The following is a 22,557-nucleotide window of genomic DNA, read 5'->3' as shown; positions in this document are numbered from 1 at the left end:
GATTTTGTTGATTAAGGCGGAGCTTGGGGCCCCGCCTTGATTCTGAATTTATTTACTGGTATTCAAAAACTATAAATTCATCTGTGGTACTCCTTTGAGTTACTTTTCCCTCTGAATCGAACTCATAGGTGTAGTTAAAGATTTGCGTTTGGAGTCCGTCACCTTCAGATTTCATCGTACCCGGTAAGTTCTTTGGAAAGATTACTCCTGGAATTATTTCGTTAAAAGGGAAAGTGTGGGAATATTCCAAATAGTTGTCATAGGTGATAAAAGTATTGGTTTCACCTTCATCGGGATACCACTCATTTGGATAGTAATATTCGGTATTGTGTACTTTAACCAGTTCATTGTTATTATTATACGTGAAGGCAGATCTGTAAAATATTCTTTTTTCAGATTGGCCAAAAAATGAAAAAGATTCCTTAGTAATTACATTTCCTTTCTCATCGTAGGTATAAAAAGTTTGTTCCTGTTTTTCAGTAAGGATATAAAATTCAGTAGATAGGATCCTGTCATTCTCCCAGTTATAAATGGTTTTCTGATCAAAAACTGGTTCCAGGTCTGAATAATCATAGCCTGTCATGATCGTGGAAAGTTTACCGTCCTGGTCGTAAGAATATTTAGAAACAGATTTAAAAGGTCCCCAATCGCTAGGAGTTTGTCGCTCGATCTTCAGAAGTTTCCTTTCTGAATTGTAGAAGTATTCATATATGACTTCTCCATAATCGTAAGCTATCTTCATGCCTTTTGGCATTCCGTTGAGCTCATCATCTCGCACTCCCAGATATAGGTTCCTATCATCCATTTTCCTGAAAAATTCACTTAAAGCATTTATCCTAAACCTATATTCAAGAAATCCATTGGTAATGGCATCATCTTTAGGAATAATACTAAGTATTGCTTTAGAACCTCCCTTTTCTACCTCAAATTTAATCACTCCATTCACCATTTCTGGTATGGTTTCGAAATTGACCTCGTCCTCTGTAATTAACTGCAGGTCAAAACTACCGTCAGTATAGGCATAGGTACCAAAAGGGATTACAATTTCCTGCGGCCCTCCATTTTCGTCAATAAATACTTCTTTAAAAAGCTTTACGGTCGTAAATCGTGGGCCATCTTCGAGGGGTGATTCATCATCTTCTGAACAGCCAATCAATAATGCTGTTAACAGCAGATATCCGCTTAATTTAATAATCGTTTTCATCACTGAGTTTTTTTAATCAACCCGGCATAGGCGGTCCTCAGGATAGATTCAGGCTTATATAAATCTTAAAGGCAGCATTTAACAGATTGCGATACCTGTTTTCTCTACTTTAATAATATTCGTAGGTGATCACTTCACCATCGGTCACACGCTTAACGGCATATCCTTTTTCATTGTATTCATAGGTGAATTCAAAGCTAAAATCCACACCGTTCTCCTCCAATCGGTACAGGCCGGGCAGATTATGCTGGGTCATAATACCGGGCACCACCTGGTTTACAGGAAATAAGTTTGGTTTGTCCAGGTAATTTTCATAGCTCCTGCTAGAGATGAGGGCGTACTCCTCTTCTGTGTCCACCTTTAGGTAAATGATCTGTTTGTAGAAGTTTCCTGTGTCAAAATACAGGTAAACATAAACGAAGTTTTCCTTGAAATCGCCCTGGTCATTTTTCAGATAAACCACCTTGCTGCCTATATTCCCGGCCTCATCATAATCGTAGAGACTATAGGCCCGCATTTCTTCTCCAATAAACTCTTCAGACCTAACGAGTTTGTCTTCTTCCCAGTAATATTTGTTCTTAATGACTGCGGAAGTAGCTTGATGAATCGTCTCCAGAATAGTACCACTAGAATTATAATGGTAGGTAGTATGATCTTCATAGCCATGTGAATATTTATTGGTTACCCGACTAATTTTGCCATTTTGCGAATATTTATATTCCACTTTTATGCCTCCACCGGCAAAGCTTTTTGGTTTCCCGTCCAGCTCATCATCGATAATACTGAGTAACATTTCCTGGCCTTCTTCAGACTTACGGAAACCGCTGCTCATGGGGCCGAAAGTGATGCTGAATTCCTGATGCCCTTTTAGCAGCTCATCATTTTCTGGTATTACCTTAAATGAAGCGCTGGCAGCTCCTTTTTCAATCTGCAGGCTTATATAATTATCAATCATCCCTGGATTGGTTCCAAGGTTTATTTCATCGGGAACCTGCAACCTCACTTTGATCTCGCCACTGGTCCTGGCTGCCGGTTCAAGAAGCAGTTTGATCTCTGTTTCTCCAGCATTTTCAATGATGCTCAGGTCTTTTTCAAATCTAACTTTTGAGATTAAAAGGTTAGGGTCATCTCCCGGATCGGGCCGGTCATCATCTGAGGCGCAAGCGCTGACTAGAAATAAGACTACGGCACCCCAGATGAATTTGTAAAATTTATTCATTTTTTTGATCGAATTAATTGGATAGGTTATATAAGATCGGGCCGATGAATGCTCCGTTCATTGCCTGGCAATAACTTCGGATGTGAAGAAGACTTTCCTGCTGCTTGAATGCTATTAAGTTTCGTTTCGCCAGAGCTCAAAAGGGGTGATAAGAAATGTAGGGTATTTTTTGATCCTAACCTTTTGGTCTAAAACTCTGCAATTTACGATAGATGAGATTTTAGTATCTCTAAGCTTTAGTTAAATCTTAAGATAAATTTTGATAAAAACCTTCCCGGTCATTCTAAAAAAGGGTTAATTATCATAATATCAACAAAGGCTTAACTCCTTATTAGCAGGCATCTCGAAGGTATGTGCGTAATTTCATACCACAAATCAAAACTACTATTACAATGAAACGCTTAGATGCTTTTAGTAAATTTTCGTTATTATTTTTATGTAGTGCCCTTTTTCTTGCCTGTAATTCTAATACGCAGGTAGTAGAACCTTCAGTTTCACAATCTAAAGAGTTGTCGATGAGAAACCCGATTGTGAAAAAAGACCCTAAAATCTTCCGAAAAGAGATCAGTTATACAATTGATTCTCTTAATACCCGGGCAGATATCGATAGCCTTTTCAAATCATATTCTGAAGACCAATTAAAAACCATTCTGGCCCTGAACAGGATCGAGAAGAATAGATTGAGACCTAATAGGCCGATAATTGTTCCCGAATGTGCTTCAGAAGATTTTAATACCTATAGCCCCTTCCCGCAACATATCAATACGCTTGGGTGTATCCCAAAAACCGTCCTAATTAATAAAAGGGTTCAGGCCTTTGGGCTTTATGAAAATGGGAACCTGGTGAAATGGGGACCGGTGAGTACCGGTAAAAGCTCTACCAGGACGCCAAGCGGTTTAAATTACGGGAATTACAAGGCAAAACGTAAGGTTAGTACTGTAGATGCGTCATGGATCCTGCCCTATTATTTCAATTTCATGAATTTTGAAGGGGTAGGAGTGCACCAGTATGCCCTTCCCGGATACCCGGCCAGTCACGGTTGTGTAAGACTTTATATGGATGACGCCAAGTATATTTTCGATTGGGCAGATATGTGGGAAGTGAAAGGTTCCAGGATTGCCAGAAATGGAACTCCTTTTATGGTCTTTGGAGAATATGATTATTCTGCTGAAAAACCGTGGATCAAGCTTTCCCAGAACATGAAGGCCAATGATCTTACTCAGGAAGAACTAGATACACTTAAAGAATATGTGGAGAATTATCAGAATGACCCTAAGAATTTCCACAATATAGCTTCAAAAGAAACTGAAGCAGAATTAGCCAAGGTTTAATTGAATTAGTTTTTAATTAACTTAGCCGGTAAACATTGATTCTTATGAAGAGATTTGATATTTACCGGCTTTTTCTTGTCCTTTTTTTGATGCTCACTTCGGTCTGTATTCAGGCCCAGGAAACGAACCTTATGATAAGGGCTAAAGCCAAGGATGCCAAATTTATAGGTAGTTCCATCGGTGGGGCTCATATCCTGGTAAAAGATGATTTAACCGGGGAGGTACTGGCTGAGGGTATTACCACCGGCAGTACCGGCAATACGGATAAGATCATGAAACAGAACTGGAAAAGGAATTCAACTTTGTCTGATAATGAGACCGCTGGCTTTAATGCCAAGCTCGATATTGAGCAACCAACCTTTGTAACAGTTGAAGCCTATGCGCCAATTAACAAGAAACAGGCGACGGTGCTCAGCAGCACACAGCTCTGGGTAATACCTGGAAAACATATTACTGGTGACGGACTGGTTCTTGAAATTCCAGGCTTTGTAGTAGATATAATTTCTCCTCAAACCCACGAAAGGATTGCCTCATCAAATGATATAGAGCTGTTAGCGAATGTGGTCATGATGTGCGGTTGCCCCGTTACCGAAGGCGGGATCTGGGATGCCAACCAGTACGAAGTAACGGCCATCGTAACTTCGGAAGAAGGAATTGCGAAGGAAATCGAAATGGTTCAGAAAGATAAACCTAGCACTTTTAGTGCAGAAATGAAACTGGAAAAGGGACTATACGAAATCCTTATTTATGCCTACGACCCTGAAACGGGAAATACGGGGCTCGATAAAACCAATATCATCATTAATTAAGCCCTGAGTAGTCCCAGGTCCTCAATAGTTCTTAATACGCCATTATTGTTATTATCGTGGCTGGTAACAAAATTACTGGCCTCGATGATCTCTGGATGAGCATTTTTCATGGCGTAGCTATGCTTTGCCACCTGCATCATTTCCAGGTCATTCAAATAATCGCCAAACACAAGGGTTTCCTCGGGACTAATCCCAAGTTCTTTCTGGATTCCTTTTATGGCATTTCCTTTATTCGCATCCAGTGCCGTAATGTCTATAAATACTTTTGCAGCGATGGCAACTTTATACCTGTCGGTATAATCTACAAAATGCGGAAAGGTATTCTCTTCGACCCCATCAAAATTGCAAAGCGTCACTTTAAGGTAAGTGTCCTCAACCTTGGTAAGATCATCAACCACCTGCAGCCTTTCATAAAACTTAGATATTTCCTTTCTGAAACCTTCATCACTGGTTTCAATATAAGCTGAAGATTTTCCGCATAGCACCAGATTGGTCTTTTCCAGCTCTCTTCCCATTTCAATGAATTCTTTCGCGGCTTTTTCGTCTATGGGATTTACATAGAGTTCCTTCCCACGATGGGATACATAGGTGCCATTTTCGGCAAAGAACATGGTCCTGTCCTTGATCCTGTCAAACTTAGATTCCAGGTTATAGAACTGCCGCCCACTGGCGATGGAAAACAAGATCCCATTTTTGGTGAGCTGTTCTTCTACCTTCCAGAAATCGGGGTGTAACTCGTGATTATCATTCAGCAGGGTTCCGTCAACATCGGTTACAATAAGTTTGATCATGGTTCTGATTTTAAAAGATCAAAAATAGACTAATGTGCCGGGAATAGGATTAAATCTGGATTAAATTTCCTGCTTCTACCATAAGCCAAGCTTATAAGCTGAAGATATAAGTATACCGGATGAAATCATTCACCCGGTATTTTTTTAAAATAGCAATGCATCCGTTATCAAGCTGAAAACAGCTATCACAAAAGCCAGGAGCACCGAGGCTCCAAAACCATCGGTTTTAAAATCTGAAGTCAGTTTATCTGCGATCTCGATGATGATCGCGTTAACGATCACCCTGGTGATAAAGCCCAGTCCCAGGAAGTAAAAGATACCAAGGGTGGCAATATTTAGAATTGCCGTAAGCAGCCAGCTTAACAGAAAGCTTAGAATTCCGATGATGATCGCGACTATCAAAGCAGATTTGAATCCGCTTAAATGAACTCTGGAGATCAGTTTTGCAGCGACGAGCAGAACTAGCGCGTCGATAAGGATATGGATTATCCACTGGAACATGTTGATTGTTTTTAGTAGTTAGTAATATCCTAATATACCAAAAATGCGATGGGTTGCCTTATTGAGGTCTATTCCTAATGGATAAATGCCTGTAAGGAATGGGGTTTTTTCTTTAGAAGTACTTCCCATAGGGCCTTTAAATTGGCCAGTTTTTCCCTTTGTTTAAGTCGGTATTCGGTTTGATAAGCGCTCTGGTCTGCGGCAAATCCATGATAATCCAGTCCAAGGTTCTGGGCAATAAAAAGGGTTCTGGGAAGGTGGAAGTTCTGGGTGACCACGATAGCGTCTTCGATATTGAACACCCTGCCTGCACGGTACATACTATCATAGGTATCCAGGCCGGCATGGTCTGAAGTGATAAGACTTTTATCGATGCCGTTCTTCTGAAGATAGTTTGTCATGGCCGCTACCTCGTTATAATCGTCGCTCCTGTGATCACCGGTAACGAGGAAGTTTTCTACGATGCCATTTTCATATAGTTTGATAGCTGTGTCTACCCGGTCTTTCAGAATAGGCGATAGTTTCCCGTCTGCATGTACACTGGCACCAAGAATGATCACCGTTTCAGAATGAGGGATCTCAGAAATCTCTTTGTAAATAAGGTCCTGGGTTTGTCTCTGGAAGGTAGCTTCGATGCCCAGGATAACGAAAATTATGAGCACCAGGCCGATAACCGAGAACAGGATGATTTTTTTTAATCGCCGCATTTTAGATCGATGAATGTATACCGAAGATAGCCATAAAAATTGGATGTATCAGATTAATTTATGGGCTAACGCCGGTCTTGCCTTTAACATTGTGTACATTTGTAAAATATTATTTGAATGCGTTATGAGTAATATAAAAGCTTTGAACTGGCGCTATGCGACCAAGAAATTCGACGAGTCTAAAATTCTTTCTGAAGATAAAATAGAGGTCCTCAAAAAGGCCTTTAACCTTACGGCTACATCTTACGGATTACAGCCTCTAAAAATGCTCATTATTTCCAATAAGGAGCTTCAATCCAAACTAAGGGATTTCTCCTATAACCAGCAGCAGGTAAACACCGCTTCTCATGTACTGGTGATATGTATCGAAGATAAGGTGGACGAGGAATTTATTACCAATTATTTCAAAAGGGTAAAGCATGTAAGGGAAACCCCGGAGGAGATCATTAAACCTTTTCACGAATTCCTGGTAAACGATTTTAAGACCAAGGCTGAAGAAGAGATCCACGCCTGGGCTACCAACCAGGCCTACCTGGCGTTGGGAACCTTGCTTACCGTTTGTGCTTCTGAAGAGATCGACGCCTGCCCCATGGAAGGTTTTGAACCTGAAAAATATGATGAATTCCTAAGCTTACCCGATAAGAACCTTCGCTCGGTCTTAGTTTTACCCGTAGGTTACCGTGCCGAAGATGACGAATTCTCTAAATTCAAAAAAGTAAGAAGACCCCTGGATGAGGTCATCATCGAGATCGATTAGTAATTTACGTATTCGGTGATTTCAAGGCCGTAACCAATCATCCCCACACGTTTTGTTTGCTGAGTGTTAGAAAGCAGCCTGATCTTATGGATCTCCAGGTCATGGAGGATCTGCGCTCCAATCCCGAAGTCTTTATTATCCATCTTGACCGGTGGCGCTTTTATCTCACCCTTTTTCTGACTTTCCTTTAGTTCTGCCAGCCTGTTCAGCAGGTTAGGAGACTGGTTCGCCGGGTTGATGAAGACAATGGCTCCGCGGCCTTCTTCATTGATGGCCTGGAACATTCCGTCCAGTTTTTTATCGGCATTATTGGTAAGAGTGCCCAGGATATCATTGTTCACAAGGGTAGAGTTTACCCTCACCATGATCTCCTCGTTGGGTTTCCAGCTACCCTTGGTCAGGGCGATATGTACCTGGGAATTCGTTGTTTGCTTATAAGCTCTTAGTCTGAACCTTCCAAACCTTGTATCCAGTTCAAAATCTTCTTTTTTCTCAATGAGAGAATCATGCTGCATCCTGTAGGCAACCAGGTCTTCAATAGAAACGATCTTTAGATCGAACTTTTTGGCAACTTCCATTAACTGGGGTAACCTGGCCATGGTTCCATCTTCGTTCATTATCTCCACGATCACTCCGGCAGGTTCAAACCCGGCCAGCCTGGCAAAGTCTATCGCTGCCTCGGTATGCCCGGTACGTCTAAGCACGCCACCTTCTTTTGCCTTAAGCGGAAAAATATGCCCGGGACGGTTGAGGTCTGTGGGCTTGGTTTCAGGATCTATAAGTGATTGTATGGTCTTGGCTCTGTCTGCTGCTGAAATTCCCGTGGTAACTCCCTTTCCTCGCAGGTCAACTGAAATGGTGAAAGCTGTTTCCATGGGGTCGGTATTATTGCCAACCATCATTTCCAGTTTCAGCTCGTTACATCTGGCTTCTGTAAGAGGAGAGCAGATAAGTCCGCGGCCGTGGGTAGCCATGAAGTTGATCATTTCGGGGGTAACCTTCTCTGCGGCGGCAAGGAAATCTCCTTCGTTCTCCCTGTCGATATCATCTACCACGATGATCACCTTTCCGGCACGAATATCGTCTATCGCCTCCTGAATATTGTCCAGTTTTACCGAATATTGATTGTTCTCCACCTGAGCCATACTATCTAATTTTGTGGCTGCAAAGATATTTATTCTGTTTTACTTTTATCCTTGAATAGCCCGGCTTTTTTGAAGAGTTTCTTTACCGGTGCGATGAAATTGTCGAATACGAACAGTCCCTGGTCTGTAGTCGCCCGATAAGTAAGGTATATGCCTAAAGGCAACATGATCCACGTAGAAAGCCAGGTGGCAATAAAGGCCGGGATACTACCGTCTTCAGCCGAATTCTTCGCAAAAATTCCTATGAAGTGATAAGTTAAGAAAAGGAGTATTGCTACAACAATTGGCAGACCCATTCCACCTTTCCTGATGATCGCTCCAAGCGGGGCTCCCACAAAAAACAATACGATACAGGCGATAGCCAAAGCATATTTTTCATGCAGGGCGATCTCGAATTTATTGATCTGTTTGATATTTACCTTGAATTCCTGCTTCTTCATTCCTAAATGGGCCAGGGCTGAATTTACCGTACCCAGGGCTAGGTTAGAGATCTGCGCAGCATCATAAGTGTCAAAATAGGAGAGAAGCTCAGAATCCTCATTAATAACAGTATCTTTTGGCTTGTAGTTGTTATTGAGGTTAGAGATACCGGTACGGTTGTACATGTTCTTACGAAAGGCCGCCATCCGGTCGTTATAGGAAACCGAAAATGAATCTATACTTTCATCAAGCTCAGAGATCTTAAGCATCCCATGTGCAGAACTGTAAGTTTCATCTTCAAGATCTACATTGTTGAAGTCAGATAGGTCTATGTTGATCACATATTCGTCAAAATAGCTCTTGGTAAAGGGTTTCCTTTTTCGTTTCTGGTAATCGCTGGGTTCTACCTCGTCGTAATAATTACCTTCTTTCAGGATAAGAGAAAGTACATCTGAATCTGTGCTTCCCACCAGTTCGCCTTCCTTGGCTTTGATAACCGTATTATTTCCACCGGTCTTTTTCTTCTGATGAATAATCACATCGGTGAGGTACTGGTCGTTCTCTCCGCTTTTTTCATCCACCTTGATATTGAAGGTTCCAATATCATTGAAGGTTCCTTCGGTAATGGCCATGGCTGGTTTCAGCTGGGCAATGTTTTTTCGGAGGTTGATAGATTTGAATTCTGCAGCCGGGATCACATTATTGGCAAAAAAGAAGGCTACCAGGCTTATAAAAACGATAAAGACGGTAAGGCTGCGCATGGCGCGCCCAAGTGAAATACCCGATGATTTCATCGCGGCGAACTCGTAATTTTCGGCAAAAGAGCCGAAGGTCATGATCGAGGTAAGCAGGATGGTGAGCGGTAATACCAGTGGTACCAGTTTCGGGGAGAAATACAAAAGGAATTTCAGGATCACTTCTGTATCCAGGTCTTTACCAGCAAGTTCACCTATGTACAGCCAGATGGTCTGGAGTACAAAGATGAACATGAGTATGATAAAGACCGAAAAAAAAGTTTTTAGAAAACTGGTTAGTATGTACCGGTCGAGTATTTTCAATTTAGTCTAATCTATTGATGTAATAATCGCTGTAACGATCTTCGTTAAAGTTAAATAGATTCTCCGCAAGCGGCTGGTCTGTCTTAAAGCTTTTCACGGTAATCGTCACTTTAGTGCCATTTTCCTGTGTCTGGATAAGATCGTAGATATGCTTGGTCTGGCTGTCTATCCCCAATAGTATGTTCTTGATCTCGGCATTGCTGTCTTTTGGAGTAAGCTTCACATACTGGATCTGGCGTCCCTTTACATTCTGGGTGGCCGCCATCTCATAATTGTATCCGTCTTCATAAAAACTGAACATTTTAGAAGGCGTAATGCTGTTGCTATCCTCTTCTACATAATTGGAAATATTGATCTCCTCATCCTCCGGAATGATAGTGTAGATTTTCTTTCCGTCGAACATCTGGGTAGTACCCATAAGGTTAAGAACATATTTCTCACCTTTAATGCTAACATCGCCTCTGGTTTCCTGCCTAACATTTTCAGCCTCGTTTTCCAGGGCATATTTGAATTCGATAACCATATTATCGTAATTCTTCACCTTGGAAGATACCTCGTTAAGTAATTTTTCTGCTTTCTGCGAGCTTTGTGCCTGGACGTTTAAGGAAAGAACTGCGGCCAGGATGAATACTAATTTTTTCATTTTGAATTTTTAATTGTCTGGTTCATTTAATAGTTGATCTAAAGCTGCGAGATCTGTGATTAAAACCTGTCTTGCCTTGCTTCCTTCAAAAGGACCAACGATGCCTGCGGCTTCCAGTTGATCGATGATTCTACCTGCACGGTTATAGCCAAGTTTCAATTTTCTCTGAAGCAATGATGCCGAGCCCTGCTGGGCGGTAACGATCACCTCTGCAGCTTCGCGGAACAGCTTGTCCCGCTCGCTCACATCTATATCAACTCCTGTGCCACTTTCCTCACTTTCGTAGGCAGGTAACTGGTGTGCATCTGGATATGCTTTTTGTGCCCCAATGAATTCTGTGATCTTGTCAACCTCAGGCGTATCTACGAAAGCACACTGAAGCCGCTTGAGCTCATTCCCCTGGGTGAACAGCATATCCCCGCGACCAATCAACTGGTCTGCACCCTGGTTGTCCAGGATGGTCCTGGAATCGATCTTTGAGGTTACCCTGAAGGCTACCCTTGCCGGGAAGTTTGCCTTGATAATACCGGTAATTACGTTTACCGATGGTCTTTGGGTGGCAATGATTAAATGTATCCCGATAGCCCGGGCAAGTTGCGCCAGACGGGCGATAGGAGTTTCCACTTCCTTGCCAGCGGTCATGATAAGGTCGGCGAACTCATCCACCACCAATACGATATAAGGCAGGAACTTATGCCCGTCATTCGGGTTAAGCTTTCTTGCCTTGAATTTCGCGTTGTATTCCTTGATGTTCCGGCACATGGCGTTCTTCAGCAACTCGTACCTGTCGTCCATCTCGATACAAAGCGAATTCAGGGTGTTAATAACCTTGGTATTATCGGTGATGATGGCGTCTTCGGTATCAGGAAGTTTGGCCAGGTAGTGACGTTCTATTTTATTGAATAAGGTAAGTTCTACCTTTTTAGGATCAACCAATACAAATTTTACCTCTGCCGGGTGTTTGCTATATAACAGCGAAGTTAAAATGGCATTCAGTCCTACAGATTTACCCTGACCCGTTGCTCCCGCCATAAGCATATGCGGCATCTTGGCGAGGTCTACCACGAATGTTTCATTGGAAATTGTCTTTCCTAATGCCAGGGGAAGTTCCATCTCGGCATTCTGGAATTTTGGTGAAGCGATCACCGAACGCATGGAAACGATACTGGCATTTTTGTTAGGGACTTCAATACCAATGGTACCTCGTCCCGGAATAGGAGCGATGATCCTGATGCCCAGTGCCGAAAGGGACAGGGCGATATCGTCCTCAAGATTCTTGATCTTGGAGATCCTGATCCCTGCTTCGGGAACAATTTCATATAGGGTTACCGTTGGGCCAACCGTCGCCTTGATCTGGGCGATCTCGATCTTATAGTTCTTCAGGGTCTCAACGATACGGTTCTTGTTCTCTTCCAGTTCTTCCTGGTCTATGGTGATAGTGCCGCCATAGTCCTTTAGAAGCTCAATTGTCGGGAACTTATAATTCTTGAGTTCCAGGGTAGGATCAAATTCTCCGAAATCACGTACAAGCTTGGTGCTCAGATTATCTTCCTCTTCCTCTTCGGGAGCAGCTTCTACCTCCATGGCCACGTCATCTTCAGGCTCTTCCTGGGTGGTATGGATCTCCATTTGCGGAGACGGTTCTGGTTCTTTTTTCTTTTCAGGGCTTTCTGAAATGCTTTCTTCTGAAAGATCTATGCTTTGAGGTTTTTCTTCTTCCTGCACAGGTTTAGTGGGGGTGAGGCTTTCTTTCCAGTCGAGTTCTTCATCGGTTTCAGAAATTTCAGACTGGTGTTCCTCCATGGCATCCTTGAGCTCTTTTTTTCCGGACCTGAAATATCCGCCAACCATTTCCGGAGTAACTCTTAGGCGAATGGCCAGATAAGCCATAAAAAGGAAAAGCATTAATAAGACAGTTCCGAAGAATCCCAGGTAATCCTGTATAAAATCGTTGGTCTCATAGCCAATACGGCCACCAAGCAAGGCATAATTCCCGGCGAAAAAGCCAAAGAATACCGAAAGCCAGATCATCACCAGCACTCCCCAAAACCAGAATTTTCTCAGGTTCGAGCTATTGAAACCGAAGAAAAGATATATTCCGCTTAGCAAAATTAGGAAGGCAATAGAGAAGGAGGCAAGTCCAAAACCTTTATAGATAAAAAAGTCGCTGATAGCCGCACCAAATTTGCTCAGCCAGTTTTTCGCTTCCACCTCGCGGTCGGCGAATTCGTTGAGCACACTTTGATCTGCCTGCCAGTTGAACAAAAAAGATATGAATGCCACGATAAGGGCAAGGCCAAAAAGCATTAGGAAACTACCGAGAACCACTTTTTGCTGCCTGTTCAGCTTTAGTGAGAAATTACGAGGTTTTTTGGCGGTTTTCTTGGTCTTAGCTTTCTTTTTAGCCATACGTAGGTTCAAGGATTTGAGCAAAAATACAAATAAGCGACTATTAAAATAAATAAATGCATTTAGAAACTAAAAATTGTGCGGAGGTCAGATTAATTATCAACTTCTCAGCAGGGAGAAATGCCCGTGTAAAAATTACTGGATTCTGCGAAGAAAGATTGCCTGAAAATTCCTTAGGCGGTATTAGGATCCGGTCCACGAATAGCAAGGGATGGACTGCCTGTAGTATGTATTTATAAAATTTTATTCACCCCGATTTTAGTTAACCAAAAATAGTCTGGGAACTTTAAAACCAGTAGTTTACAGGTGAAGTGATAAATTAATTCAGGTTTAAAAAATATAAGGGAAATAAATAAAGCAGGCGATGATCACTGCTATCAGGGCCGCGATAAAAACCGCACCCGCCGCAACATCTTTAATATGGCCGATCTTATTATGGAAGTCCGGGTGTACAAAATCTGCCATGGCCTCCATAGCGGTATTCAGCCCTTCGGCCGACATGACCAGGCCTATGGCAAAAAACTGGAACATCCATTCGGTTCGGGTAATATCGAAGAACCAGCCCGCGATGCATACCAGTATCGAAATACCAAACTGTACCTGAATACTTGGCTCATGCCTTAGCAGCAACCAGGCACCTTTTATCGCATATCCTCCTCCTCTGATCCTTTTTCCGAGGAAACTGTTTTTCATTATAAGAGTGTTTTCAAGGCGGCAAGATAGTCGGGCTCCTCATCTATTTTAGGAACCTGCTGTGAATGTATAACATGACCATTTTCATCCAGTACCAGGACAGCCCTGGATAAAAGCCCTTCAAAGGCGCCATCTATCATTTCTACCCCGTAATCCTTGCCAAAGTTTCGATCTCTGAAATCTGAAAGGTTCACCACCTTTTTTAATCCTTCATCGCTTACAAATCTTTGCTGGGCGAAAGGCAGATCCCGTGAGATGCACAAAACTACAGTATTTTTCAATTCTGAAGCTTTTTTATTGAAATTACGAACCGAAGTGGCGCAGACATTAGTGTCTATACTCGGGAAAATATTCATGATCACTCTTTTGCCTTTATAGTCTTCAAGAGTGCTGATGCTAAGATCAGATTTTATAAGTTCAAAATGGGGTGCCTTTTCATTTAAGGCGGGAAGACTACCATAAGTAGTTACGATTTCATCACCGAGTTCAATCTTTGCCATGCTATTTTTGTTAGGTCTATAAATTTATAAGATTGTCTTTCGGTTATTACTAAAATTATCATAAAACAACAAGGGCTGTTTCCTAATGAAAACAGCCCTTTTGAAATGATTTGTAAGAAGATCTACTGGTCTATAGAGCCCAGGACTTTCTTTACAAAATTGTTAGCGGCATCCTTTTCTGGCATACCATCCTGTATCATTTTATGAACTTCTACAGCTCCACAAAGGTTGGTAATTAATTCTCCAATCACATCCATCTGTTCTTCGGTTACCGAACGGTGCTCGGTGAAACTTTCCAGAACTTCGATGGTATGCTGAAGTTTTACCTCCTCGTTGTTTCTCTGTAAATGTTTAATTACTGGTAACTTCATCTACTAAGTTTTTTAACTGGTCAAACTTATTTGTTTGAACCTGATTCTTAAAACTTCCATTTTTGAAAGTAGCAAAAGTTGGCAGGTTATCTACTTTGGCCAGTTTTCTTGATTCCGGGAATTTCTCGGCATCAACGAATACAAACTGGGCATTTTCATTCTCTTCAGCCAGTTTTTTGAATTTTGGCTTCATAAGCCTGCAGTTACCACACCAGCCGGCCATATACTGAACCACCACGGTGTCGTTGCTTTCTACTACTTCGCTTAAGTTATCCTGATCTAATTCTTTAATCATAGCAATTTTTTTAGATTCCTGAATAATGCCTGAGCACTCTTAGTTTAAGCTTAGGTAGTTCGCTACACCTTCTCTGTCGGCGTTCATTGCTTCTTTACCTTCTTCCCAGTTTGCAGGACAAACTTCTCCTTTTTCCTGAACGTGAGTGTAAGCATCGATCAATCTTAGGAATTCATTTACGTTTCTTCCAAGTGGCATATGGTTGATACCTTCGTGGAATACAGTTCCTTCTTCATCGATAAGGTAAGTAGCTCTGTAAGTTACATTGTCTCCTTCAAGAGTGATCGCTCCGGTTTCCTCATCGTAAGTTTCGCTCATGATATCAAGGATATCAAGTCTAGAACTTAAGTTACGGTTAGAATCTGCAAGGATAGGATATTTTACACCTTCGATTCCTCCATTATCTTTTGGAGTATTCAACCAGGCGAAGTGTACCTCTGGAGTATCACAAGACGCTCCGATCACCATAACATTTCTCTTTTCAAATTCTTCCATAGCATTTTGAAAAGCGTGAAGTTCGGTAGGGCAAACAAAGGTGAAATCTTTTGGGTACCAGAAAAGCAATACTTTCTTATTGTTCTTCTGAGCTTCTTCCAAAACGTTTATTTTGAAAGTATCTCCCATTTCGTTCATTGCGTCTACGCTAAGGTTTGGAAATTTTTTTCCTACTAAAGCCATATAAATTATTGTTTTTTAAGTTTAACTTTCTCTTTTTCTACGTAGCAAAATTAGCATCTAAACGCGCATTTAAAAGGACTGAAAATTTTTAAATTTTATTGTTTGATAGGGTTTGTCTATCAACTTAGATAAGTGTAATAGCGAGCATCTATAATTGCCAAATTATCAGGAAATTAACTTCAGATCTGCGAAAGTCTCACCAATTATTTTTCAGTAAGCATTTTAATTTTTATACCCACAGCTGCGAATAATAATGTCATAAATGGGCTTAGGTAATTGAAGAAGGCGTACCCAGCATAAGATAGTACGGGCACTCCCAGAACCCCACTGTGATAAGCTCCACAGGTGTTCCATGGAACCAGAACCGAGGTCACCGTTCCTGAATCCTCTAAACTACGGCTCAAATTCTCGGGTGCGAGGCCCTTATCCTTATAGGCTTTCGCGAACATTTTCCCGGGAACCACGATGGCCAGGTACTGGTCTGATGCTGTAACGTTCAATGCCAGGCAGCTAATAACGGTGCTGGCAAATAATCCGAAAGTGGTATGGAAAAGGTTCAATAAAGCTTTACTGATTCTGGCCAGGGCTCCAATTGCTTCCATGATTCCTCCAAATACCATCGCGCAAAGGATAAGCCAGATGGTCCCAAGCATTCCGGCCATTCCGCTGGAGGCAAAAAGGTCGTTCAAAGCTTCAGAATCGGTTTCTACAGCACTATCTACGGTAATGGCATTCATGATGCCTTTGTATCCACTAATAAAGTTCAGTTCATCCATTCCGCTAACTGCGAGCACCACATCGGGCTGGGCGATAAGGGCGGCTACGGCTCCAAGCAAAGTACCTATTAAAAGCGCGATAAGCGGGGAAGTTTTTCTAACGATCAGAAAGATAACCAGGACAGGTACCACGAACAGCCATGGGCTGATGTTGAAGGCAGCATCTATAGAATTCAATATGTCGGTGGTATCTGTAGTTCCGCTGGTATCCAGGTTTAGACCAATAATTATAAAGGCGATTATGGTAATGGTAATAGTAGGCACAGTAGTTAGGGCCATATATCTAATATGTGTAAAAAGATCGGTTCCTGCCATGGCCGGCGCAAGATTCGTAGTGTCACTTAGCGGCGACATCTTATCTCCAAAATAAGCTCCGGAAAGTATGGCTCCTGCAGTCATTCCTAACGAAATTCCCAATGCATCGGCGATACCAATAAGCGCAATACCTACGGTCGCTGAAGTGGTCCAGCTACTTCCCGTAGCCAGAGAAATAACGGAACAAATGATCACACAGGCTGCCAGAAAAATGGTGGGATTTAATATCTGAAGACCGTAATATATCATGGTAGGGATGATCCCGCTGATAAGCCAGGTCCCGGCCAGGGCACCTACCATGAGCAGGATAAGGATCGCGCCGGCTGTGCTTTCAATGTTCCCGGCCACCTCGTCTATCATCGTATCAAATTTCACCTTATTAAAGTAACCTACGATGGCAGCCACGGCACCTCCTAAAAGAAGAATGAACTGGTTAGATCCGCTAAGGGCATCATCTCCAAATACAAAAACATTGAAGGCCAGCATGCCGATAAGGGCAAAAACGGGGATCAATGCCTCCCAGATATTCAGCTCTTTGTTTTCAAGGATTGGTTCATTCTTAGGACTTGCAGTAGAGTTTTCCATTAAGGCTCAGTACTTTATATATGGCAAAAAATTAGCCTCAGGGCAAATCTGAAAATCATCAGATCTACCCTGAGGCCTTTATTTTTAAAACCGGTCGTTAATATTGATCATTTTTTCTGATCGTAATTTTACGACTTTCGGCTTAATCCTGCAAAATTTTAAACCATTTCGGTGGCTAAAACCCCAACTTTCATCATACATTCTTTCATTCGCTCATAAGTTCTTGAAATATCATTATCCAAACCTATGGAGAAACGAATTAGCCCATCGCTAAGTCCCATTTCCATTTGTTCTTCTAGAGGAATTTCAGAAGAGGTAGATGTGCCGGGCGCGCTGAAAAGTGTTTTGTAGAATCCAAGACTTACCGCAAGATATCCCAGGTTCTTTTCTTGCATGAGTTCCATGAGTTCGTTGGCTTTATCAAGGGAACCAACGTCTATGGTAAGCATACCGCCAAAACCATAAGATTCGTTCATCATTTTCTTGAAGGTTTCATGACCCGGATGAGACTCAAGTCCCGGATAAACGGTTTTAAAACCATTTTCCTGGAATTTCTGAGCCAGGTGCATGGCATTCAGGCTATGTTGTTTCATCCTGATATGAAGTGTTCTTAAGTTTTTCAGGATCGATGCTGCCCTCAGGCTATCCATAGTTGGACCAAGTAGCATAGCCGCCCCATCGTTCACATTCCTAAGATCGTTGATGAATTCAGTGGTTCCGCAAACCACACCGCCAACCGTATCGCTGCTTCCATTAATGAATTTGGTTAGACTGTGTATCACCACATCTGCACCCAGTTTTGCCGGGCTAAGGGAAAGCGGGGAAAATGTATTGTCTACTACCAATTTCAGATCACGCGCTTTTGAGATCCTGGCCAATACCGGAAGGTCTGCGATCTCCAGCAACGGGTTGCTCACACTTTCGCAATAGATCACCTTGGTATTTTTCTGAACTGCTGCCTCTACCATCTCAGGCTTTGTGATATCAACAAATGTGGTTTCGATACCGAATTTTGGAGCGAAATTTTTCAGAAAAGCATAGGTTCCGCCGTAAACGGTTCTGCTACAAACTATATGGTCTCCGGCATTACACAACTGCATTAATACTGAAGTGATCGCGCCCATTCCTGAAGCTGCCACATTCGCGGCTTCGGTCCCTTCCATCGCGGCAAGGGCTTCCCCTAGGTAAAGGTTAGAAGGGGAGGAGTGGCGTGAATATAAATAACAACCTTCAGCATTGCCCTCGAAAGTATCGAACATGGTCTTGGCTGAAAGGAAGGTATAGGTCGATGAGTCGGAGATCGAAGGGTTCACTCCTCCAAATTCTCCAAAATATTGTAGATCCTGAATATGGTCTGCCGGTTTGTATTTCATGATGTTTGATTTATACTATCAAATTTCCTGATATTCAGTTTTAAAAACAATGATGAGCGTCATATTTGGAAAATAAATCGGCTATCTCGGAGTATTTCAGATTTTAAATCTATTTTTATCTTGAATCCTGATGCTTTTCCAAATAAATTAAAGCAAATGAAACTTGACGAAATAGATAAAAGGATCCTGAGACATCTTCAGGACGATAGTAAAAAGACCAATAAAGAGATCTCCAACGACCTGGGACTTTCGGTCACGGCAGTTTTTGAACGTATTCGCAAACTGGAACGCGAGGGCATTATTTCTAAATATGTGGCACTTGTAGACCCGGAAAAGGTTCAGAAGGGTTTTATGGTGCTTTGCCAGATCAAACTTGTGCAGCATAAAAAGGACTTTCTTTCCAATTTTGAAAAGGAGGTAAACAACCTGCCCGAGGTGATCGAGTGCCTGCACGTGAGCGGAGATTTTGATTATATGCTCAAGGTAATGGTGAGGGATATGGATGCCTATCGTGAATTCCTGGTGACCAAGCTAACCACGCTGGACCATATTGGCAGTACCAAAAGTATCTTTACCATTAATAAGGTGAAACAAAGTACGGTTATAAGTTTGTAAGTGAAAAGAGGAAAGTTGAAAGTGAATAGTGGAAAGAGGAAAGAGGAAAGAGGAAAATTAAGATTTATAAAATCTAATTATAATTTTACTTACAGCTTACAGCTTATTGCTTACAGCAAAATGATTATTGGTCAATGTAGAGAATAGTTGTACTTTTACGATCGATTTTTGAAAAACGAAAAAATACACAATTATGAGTACATATGATGTTGCAGTTATAGGATCAGGACCCGGTGGATATGTTGCCGCCATTCGTTGCGCCCAACTGGGTATGAAAACTGCAATCATTGAAAAATACTCCACTCTTGGTGGAACCTGTCTTAATGTTGGGTGTATCCCCAGTAAGGCGCTTTTAGATTCATCTCACCATTATCACGATGCGATCAAGCATTTTGAAGAGCACGGAATTGAAATTCCTGGTGAAGTGAAGCTGAATCTTGAAAAGATGATGGAGCGTAAATCTTCTGTGGTAAGCCAGACTTGCGACGGGGTGAAGTTCCTGATGGATAAGAACAAGATCGATGTTTATGAAGGTTTAGGTTCTTTCAAGGACAAAACTCACATCAATATTGAAAAAGATGGTGAGACCAAAACGATTGAAGCGAAAAAGACCATTATTGCAACCGGTTCCAAGCCTGCAAATCTTCCGTTCATTGAACTTGATAAGGAGCGAGTGATCACTTCTACCGAGGCTTTAACGCTGAAGGAAGTTCCAAAACACATGATCGTAATTGGTGGTGGAGTTATTGGTCTTGAGCTTGGTCAGGTTTACCGTCGTCTTGGTGCTGAGGTTACTGTGGTGGAATTCCTTGACAGGATCATCCCAACCATGGATAGCGCCCTTTCAAAAGAACTTCAGAAAGTTCTTAAAAAGCAAGGTGTAAAGTTCCATTTGAGTACCAAGGTGAAATCGGTTGAAAGAAACGGTGATGAGATCATCATCAAGGCCGATGACAAGAAAGATAAAGAGATCGAACTAAAAGGTGATTACTGCCTGGTTTCGGTAGGTCGCCGTCCTTATACAGATGGACTAAATGCCGATGCGGCAGGAGTAGAGCTTGACGATAAAGGAAGAGTAAAGGTGAATGACCATCTTCAAACCAACGTGGATAATATCTACGCTATTGGTGATGTGGTTCGCGGAGCCATGCTGGCCCATAAAGCCGAAGAAGAAGGCACCATGGTTGCTGAACTAATTGCAGGACAGAAACCTCATATTGACTATAACCTTATTCCCGGTGTTGTTTATACCTGGCCAGAAGTTGCCTCAGTTGGAAAGACCGAAGAGCAATTGAAGGAAGAAGGAGTGAAATATAAGGAAGGGAAATTCCCAATGCGTGCCCTTGGACGTTCAAGAGCCAGTGGTGATATTGACGGACTTGTAAAGATCCTGGCAGATGAAAAGACTGATGAGGTTCTTGGAGTGCATATGATTGGTGCAAGAACGGCCGATCTTATTGCTGAAGCGGTGACTGCGATGGAATTCAGGGCCTCTGCCGAGGATATTTCCAGAATGTCTCATGCTCACCCAACTTATGCTGAAGCAGTAAAAGAAGCTGCCCTTGCTGCAACAGAGAACAGACCATTGCATATTTAATGATCGAATCAAATAGTTTTAAAAAGCCGCCCATTTGGGCGGTTTTTTCATTCATAATCGTTAGGTTGATTTTTGCGAATTTCGCAATGAAACAATCACTACATTTAGGAGTTAATTCTAAAATTTAGAAAACATGTCTAAAGAGAAATCTCCTTCAAAGAATTCGGCTAAAAAAGAGCCAACCATGAGTTTGAAAGAAAAAAGAGCGGCTAAGGCTGCAAAGAGGAAAAATAGAAGTTAGTATACAATCAACCTTTCGTCAAGCTGAACTTGATTCAGCTTCTCATGAGATCCTGAAACAAGTTCAGGATGACAAATTTCAGGTGATAATCTTATTAAACCAAAAGGAGCGCAAATGCGCTCCTTTTTATTTTTTTCTCCTTCGGTTAGCGTTCTTGTCGCCCCTGGTTTTTGGCTTTTTATATTTCTTAGCGATCTCTCTGCGGTAAGAGCCACCGAGGTTCACTTTCTTGTTCTTATTCTTTTTCTCATGAAAAGCCGGCCCGGCTTCTTCCACGTCCTTATTGGGATTGTTGATTTCGATCGCCCTCGGCTTTTCCTCGGGGATGAGTTCTTTTGAAACCTTAACCTCTTTGGGTAATTCATACTCCGGAACTTCCATCTTCATAAGCTCTTCAATGGCATCCAGGTATTCCTGTTCCTTTTCTGTGGTGAACAGTAAGGATTGTCCTTTTCTTTCGGCACGGCCGGTCCTACCAATCCGGTGCATATAGTTTTCCGGGTAGGTGGGGGTGTCAAAATTCACCACATGGGAGACATGTTCAATGTCCAGCCCGCGGGCCATCACATCTGTTGCGATAAGGATTCGTGAGTTGCCTTCATCAAAATCGGTCACGCTCTTAAGCCTGTAATTCTGGCTTTTCCCGGTATGTACCAGGCTCACTTCGCCCGGGAATTCTTCTCCAAGGTTTTCATACAGCCTGTCGGCAATTCGCTTGTCTCCAATAAAAATGAGCATTTTATGGTAGGTCTCTTCATCCTTGAGCAGATGCCTGAGCAAATTCGCCTTGGTATAAAAATTCGGGATCTTGTAGCCGCGTTGTTCTATATTTTCCAGGGGTGTACCACTCACTGCAACCGAGATCTTTTCCGGAGCCTTGAAGTTGGCATCGATCATCGCTTCAACGGTTTCGGTCATGGTGGCCGAAAACATGATACTTTGCCTGTTATTTGGTAGTAGCTCTATGATATTATTAACCTGGAATTTGAATCCAAGATCCAGCATCACATCTACTTCGTCTATCACGAATTTCTGAATAGATTTTAACTGTACGGCTCTTCTAAGCACAAGGTCATAAAGCCTTCTTGGTGTGGCCACTACGATATCCAGGCCACGCATTAGCTCCTGGTGCTGCGTATTGATATTTACTCCACCATAGACCCCGGCCACGCGAACATTGATGTATTTAGCAAGTTTTTCGATCTCACCAACTACCTGCACCACCAGTTCCCTGGTGGGTACCATGATAAGAATACGCGGATTCTTTTGCTCAGAATATTTCAGCATTCTTAACAGAGGAAGCAGGTAAGCGAAAGTCTTCCCCGTCCCGGTCTGGGCGATTCCCACCACATCTCTTCCAGACATGATAGATGAAAATGCCTGTTTCTGTATAGGAGTGGGAGTCTGGAAATCCAGATCTTCCAGTGCGTTACGTAGCGGTGTATTTAAATTTAATTCCTGAAAACTCAAAGCCTGAAGTTTAATTTTTGGCAAAGGTACGTTATGAAAGCCAAAGTCTTCCCC

22 protein-coding genes are annotated in these 22,557 nt (G+C 42.2%); 5 read left to right on the top strand and 17 right to left on the bottom strand.

All coding sequences use genetic code 11. From position 1 onward, the window contains the following. Nucleotides 1-52: 52 nt before the first annotated feature. Complete coding sequence (locus FLP08_RS01380; RefSeq protein WP_156273282.1) at nt 53-1,204, bottom strand: hypothetical protein; 1,152 nt, start codon at nt 1,202-1,204, stop codon at nt 53-55. A 109-nt stretch (nt 1,205-1,313) separates the two neighbouring features. Continuing rightward, on the bottom strand, nt 1,314-2,423 hold the full coding sequence (locus FLP08_RS01375; protein ID WP_156273280.1) for a hypothetical protein: 1,110 nt from the start codon (nt 2,421-2,423) through the stop codon (nt 1,314-1,316). Nucleotides 2,424-2,938: 515 nt separating this feature from the next. Between FLP08_RS01375 and FLP08_RS01370 the strand changes: the two genes are divergently transcribed. Together FLP08_RS01370 and FLP08_RS01365 are read left to right on the top strand one after the other, a co-directional pair. Next, the gene (locus tag FLP08_RS01370) at nt 2,939-3,754 is read left to right on the top strand and encodes a L,D-transpeptidase (RefSeq protein WP_238388428.1); all 816 of its coding nucleotides are present in this window, start codon (nt 2,939-2,941) and stop codon (nt 3,752-3,754) included. 44 nt (nt 3,755-3,798) lie between these two features. Beyond that, nucleotides 3,799-4,563 carry a hypothetical protein gene (locus FLP08_RS01365; RefSeq protein WP_156273276.1) on the top strand — a complete coding sequence of 255 codons (765 nt, stop codon included), beginning with the start codon at nt 3,799-3,801 and terminating at the stop codon, nt 4,561-4,563. Here FLP08_RS01365 and FLP08_RS01360 read toward each other — a convergent pair. The 3 genes from FLP08_RS01360 to FLP08_RS01350 form a co-directional block, all read right to left on the bottom strand. After that, nucleotides 4,560-5,354 carry an HAD family hydrolase gene (locus tag FLP08_RS01360; protein ID WP_156273274.1) on the bottom strand — a complete coding sequence of 265 codons (795 nt, stop codon included), beginning with the start codon at nt 5,352-5,354 and terminating at the stop codon, nt 4,560-4,562. The two genes, FLP08_RS01365 and FLP08_RS01360, sit on opposite strands and share 4 nt — an antisense overlap. A gap of 144 nt (nt 5,355-5,498) precedes the next feature. Continuing rightward, nucleotides 5,499-5,855: a phage holin family protein gene (locus FLP08_RS01355; RefSeq protein WP_156273272.1), complete on the bottom strand. Its 357-nt coding sequence runs from the start codon at nt 5,853-5,855 to the stop codon at nt 5,499-5,501. Nucleotides 5,856-5,929: 74 nt separating this feature from the next. Further along, nucleotides 5,930-6,562, bottom strand: coding sequence for a SanA/YdcF family protein (locus FLP08_RS01350; RefSeq protein WP_156273270.1), 633 nt, complete (start codon nt 6,560-6,562; stop codon nt 5,930-5,932). Nucleotides 6,563-6,686: 124 nt separating this feature from the next. Here FLP08_RS01350 and FLP08_RS01345 point away from each other — a divergent pair, with 124 nt between their 5' ends. Then, complete coding sequence (locus tag FLP08_RS01345) at nt 6,687-7,319, top strand: NAD(P)H-dependent oxidoreductase (protein ID WP_156273268.1); 633 nt, start codon at nt 6,687-6,689, stop codon at nt 7,317-7,319. Here FLP08_RS01345 and ribB read toward each other — a convergent pair. From ribB to FLP08_RS01290, 11 genes are all read right to left on the bottom strand, one after another. Further along, complete coding sequence (ribB, locus tag FLP08_RS01340; protein WP_156273266.1) at nt 7,316-8,464, bottom strand: 3,4-dihydroxy-2-butanone-4-phosphate synthase; 1,149 nt, start codon at nt 8,462-8,464, stop codon at nt 7,316-7,318. The genes FLP08_RS01345 and ribB overlap by 4 nt on opposite strands. A 29-nt stretch (nt 8,465-8,493) precedes the next feature. Further along, nucleotides 8,494-9,942, bottom strand: coding sequence for an LptF/LptG family permease (locus FLP08_RS01335; RefSeq protein WP_156273264.1), 1,449 nt, complete (start codon nt 9,940-9,942; stop codon nt 8,494-8,496). A 1-nt stretch (nt 9,943) separates the two neighbouring features. Next, a complete protein-coding gene (gene lolA1, locus FLP08_RS01330) occupies nt 9,944-10,585 on the bottom strand; it encodes an outer membrane lipoprotein periplasmic chaperone LolA1 (protein WP_156273262.1) in 642 nt (213 codons plus the stop codon). A 9-nt stretch (nt 10,586-10,594) separates the two neighbouring features. After that, on the bottom strand, nt 10,595-12,994 hold the full coding sequence (locus tag FLP08_RS01325) for a DNA translocase FtsK (protein ID WP_156273260.1): 2,400 nt from the start codon (nt 12,992-12,994) through the stop codon (nt 10,595-10,597). A 330-nt stretch (nt 12,995-13,324) separates the two neighbouring features. Beyond that, nucleotides 13,325-13,687 carry a diacylglycerol kinase family protein gene (locus FLP08_RS01320; protein ID WP_156273258.1) on the bottom strand — a complete coding sequence of 121 codons (363 nt, stop codon included), beginning with the start codon at nt 13,685-13,687 and terminating at the stop codon, nt 13,325-13,327. Next, on the bottom strand, nt 13,687-14,187 hold the full coding sequence (gene tpx, locus FLP08_RS01315; protein WP_156273256.1) for a thiol peroxidase: 501 nt from the start codon (nt 14,185-14,187) through the stop codon (nt 13,687-13,689). Before tpx ends, FLP08_RS01320 begins: the two co-directional genes overlap by 1 nt. A 122-nt stretch (nt 14,188-14,309) precedes the next feature. Continuing rightward, complete coding sequence (locus tag FLP08_RS01310) at nt 14,310-14,558, bottom strand: DUF6952 family protein (protein WP_156273254.1); 249 nt, start codon at nt 14,556-14,558, stop codon at nt 14,310-14,312. Next, entirely contained in the window at nt 14,539-14,853 is a 315-nt protein-coding gene (locus FLP08_RS01305) for a thioredoxin family protein (RefSeq protein WP_156273252.1), read from the bottom strand. The genes FLP08_RS01310 and FLP08_RS01305 overlap by 20 nt, the downstream gene beginning before the upstream one ends. 39 nt (nt 14,854-14,892) lie before the next feature. Continuing rightward, nucleotides 14,893-15,531, bottom strand: a complete 639-nt coding sequence (locus FLP08_RS01300) for a peroxiredoxin (protein WP_156273250.1) — start codon at nt 15,529-15,531, stop codon at nt 14,893-14,895. Between the two features lie 203 nt (nt 15,532-15,734). Beyond that, on the bottom strand, nt 15,735-17,207 hold the full coding sequence (gene nhaC / locus FLP08_RS01295) for a Na+/H+ antiporter NhaC (protein WP_156273248.1): 1,473 nt from the start codon (nt 17,205-17,207) through the stop codon (nt 15,735-15,737). Nucleotides 17,208-17,365: 158 nt separating this feature from the next. Further along, a complete protein-coding gene (locus FLP08_RS01290) occupies nt 17,366-18,580 on the bottom strand; it encodes an aminotransferase class I/II-fold pyridoxal phosphate-dependent enzyme (RefSeq protein WP_156273246.1) in 1,215 nt (404 codons plus the stop codon). Nucleotides 18,581-18,736: 156 nt separating this feature from the next. Here FLP08_RS01290 and FLP08_RS01285 point away from each other — a divergent pair, with 156 nt between their 5' ends. Together FLP08_RS01285 and lpdA are read left to right on the top strand one after the other, a co-directional pair. After that, on the top strand, nt 18,737-19,195 hold the full coding sequence (locus tag FLP08_RS01285; protein WP_156273244.1) for an Lrp/AsnC family transcriptional regulator: 459 nt from the start codon (nt 18,737-18,739) through the stop codon (nt 19,193-19,195). Between the two features lie 193 nt (nt 19,196-19,388). Further along, nucleotides 19,389-20,792 (top strand): dihydrolipoyl dehydrogenase, encoded by a 1,404-nt coding sequence (lpdA, locus tag FLP08_RS01280; RefSeq protein ID WP_156273242.1) that lies wholly within the window; start codon nt 19,389-19,391, stop codon nt 20,790-20,792. Nucleotides 20,793-21,159: 367 nt separating this feature from the next. Here lpdA and FLP08_RS01275 read toward each other — a convergent pair whose 3' ends face one another. Further along, nucleotides 21,160-22,503, bottom strand: a complete 1,344-nt coding sequence (locus FLP08_RS01275) for a DEAD/DEAH box helicase (RefSeq protein ID WP_156273240.1) — start codon at nt 22,501-22,503, stop codon at nt 21,160-21,162. Between the last annotated feature and the right edge of the window lie 54 nt (nt 22,504-22,557).

Source organism: Christiangramia aestuarii (assembly GCF_009735585.1).
Taxonomy (GTDB): Bacteria; Bacteroidota; Bacteroidia; order Flavobacteriales; family Flavobacteriaceae; genus Christiangramia; species Christiangramia aestuarii.
This window is presented reverse-complemented; position numbering and strand designations above follow the sequence as displayed.

Bases quoted from the DNA above. Each gene is read 5' to 3' on its own strand.
- FLP08_RS01380 (WP_156273282.1), bottom strand. From the start codon at position 1,204: ATGAAAACGATTATTAAATTAAGCGGATATCTGCTGTTAACAGCATTA.
- FLP08_RS01375 (WP_156273280.1), bottom strand. From the start codon at position 2,423: ATGAATAAATTTTACAAATTCATCTGGGGTGCCGTAGTCTTATTTCTA.
- FLP08_RS01370 (WP_238388428.1), top strand. From the start codon at position 2,939: ATGAGAAACCCGATTGTGAAAAAAGACCCTAAAATCTTCCGAAAAGAG.
- FLP08_RS01365 (WP_156273276.1), top strand. From the start codon at position 3,799: ATGAAGAGATTTGATATTTACCGGCTTTTTCTTGTCCTTTTTTTGATG.
- FLP08_RS01360 (WP_156273274.1), bottom strand. From the start codon at position 5,354: ATGATCAAACTTATTGTAACCGATGTTGACGGAACCCTGCTGAATGAT.
- FLP08_RS01355 (WP_156273272.1), bottom strand. From the start codon at position 5,855: ATGTTCCAGTGGATAATCCATATCCTTATCGACGCGCTAGTTCTGCTC.
- FLP08_RS01350 (WP_156273270.1), bottom strand. From the start codon at position 6,562: ATGCGGCGATTAAAAAAAATCATCCTGTTCTCGGTTATCGGCCTGGTG.
- FLP08_RS01345 (WP_156273268.1), top strand. From the start codon at position 6,687: ATGAGTAATATAAAAGCTTTGAACTGGCGCTATGCGACCAAGAAATTC.
- ribB (WP_156273266.1), bottom strand. From the start codon at position 8,464: ATGGCTCAGGTGGAGAACAATCAATATTCGGTAAAACTGGACAATATT.
- lolA1 (WP_156273262.1), bottom strand. From the start codon at position 10,585: ATGAAAAAATTAGTATTCATCCTGGCCGCAGTTCTTTCCTTAAACGTC.
- FLP08_RS01325 (WP_156273260.1), bottom strand. From the start codon at position 12,994: ATGGCTAAAAAGAAAGCTAAGACCAAGAAAACCGCCAAAAAACCTCGT.
- FLP08_RS01320 (WP_156273258.1), bottom strand. From the start codon at position 13,687: ATGAAAAACAGTTTCCTCGGAAAAAGGATCAGAGGAGGAGGATATGCG.
- tpx (WP_156273256.1), bottom strand. From the start codon at position 14,187: ATGGCAAAGATTGAACTCGGTGATGAAATCGTAACTACTTATGGTAGT.
- FLP08_RS01310 (WP_156273254.1), bottom strand. From the start codon at position 14,558: ATGAAGTTACCAGTAATTAAACATTTACAGAGAAACAACGAGGAGGTA.
- FLP08_RS01305 (WP_156273252.1), bottom strand. From the start codon at position 14,853: ATGATTAAAGAATTAGATCAGGATAACTTAAGCGAAGTAGTAGAAAGC.
- FLP08_RS01300 (WP_156273250.1), bottom strand. From the start codon at position 15,531: ATGGCTTTAGTAGGAAAAAAATTTCCAAACCTTAGCGTAGACGCAATG.
- nhaC (WP_156273248.1), bottom strand. From the start codon at position 17,207: ATGGAAAACTCTACTGCAAGTCCTAAGAATGAACCAATCCTTGAAAAC.
- FLP08_RS01290 (WP_156273246.1), bottom strand. From the start codon at position 18,580: ATGAAATACAAACCGGCAGACCATATTCAGGATCTACAATATTTTGGA.
- FLP08_RS01285 (WP_156273244.1), top strand. From the start codon at position 18,737: ATGAAACTTGACGAAATAGATAAAAGGATCCTGAGACATCTTCAGGAC.
- lpdA (WP_156273242.1), top strand. From the start codon at position 19,389: ATGAGTACATATGATGTTGCAGTTATAGGATCAGGACCCGGTGGATAT.